Annotated in this window: 2 protein-coding genes; both read left to right on the top strand. The window is 63.9% G+C overall.

Annotation, left to right across the window (positions count from 1 at the left end; genetic code table 11):
* A partial coding sequence (locus ENSA5_RS13520) for a pilus assembly FimT family protein (protein ID WP_146155664.1) occupies positions 1-585 on the top strand: 585 nt, incomplete at its 5' end.
* Positions 582-679 (top strand): prepilin-type N-terminal cleavage/methylation domain-containing protein (locus ENSA5_RS39745; RefSeq protein ID WP_146155663.1); only part of this gene is annotated, 98 nt, incomplete at its 3' end. The genes ENSA5_RS13520 and ENSA5_RS39745, both read left to right, overlap by 4 nt.

Here is a 679-nt window from a genome sequence, read left to right as displayed (position 1 = left end):
GGCTTCACGCTCACGGAGATCATGATCGTGCTCGCGGTGATCACGATCGTGGCCACGATCGCCTTCGTCGGTCTGCGCAACAACCAGTGGGAGGGCGCGTATCTGCGCTTCACCGACGATCTGGTCGGCACGATGATCCAAGCTCGGAATCGAGCGATCGACGATCAAACCGTCGTTCGGGTCGAGGTCTCCGAAGATCGCCTCGAGGTGTTTTGGATCGACCCCAACGCCCCCCCGCCCGACGTGACCGTGCCCGGGACCGGGACCTTGCTGTGGGGCAATTACCGCGACCGGGTCGACGGCGGGCTGATCGCCGACGCGGCCTGCATCACGGGCATGGAGCCCGGGATCTCGCCGCCGAGCGAGGTCAACGACGCGGCGATGCCCGTCGCCTGCGGCACGGATCTACCCAAGAGCATCCTGTTTCAACCCGACGGCAGCTTCGCGCTCGAGGACGACCCGCTGCCCGATACGGGCATGACCCTGGTCATTCAAGACGCGAGCTCGGACCAGGTCTATTACTCGATCATCGAGATGTTCCCGGGTGGGCTGATTCGCAAATTCGATGAGATCCCGGAGCCATGATGGGGACACCTGAACGAAAATCGCGCGGGTCCGAGGCCGGCTTCACCATGGCCGAGGTCATGGTCGCGCTGATCGTGTTCATCGTCGCGGTCGT

Source organism: Enhygromyxa salina, from assembly GCF_002994615.1.
Taxonomy (GTDB): domain Bacteria; phylum Myxococcota_A; class Polyangia; order Nannocystales; family Nannocystaceae; genus Plesiocystis; species Plesiocystis salina_A.
Note: the sequence above shows the minus strand (reverse complement) of the source record. Positions and strands in the feature narration are given on the sequence as shown.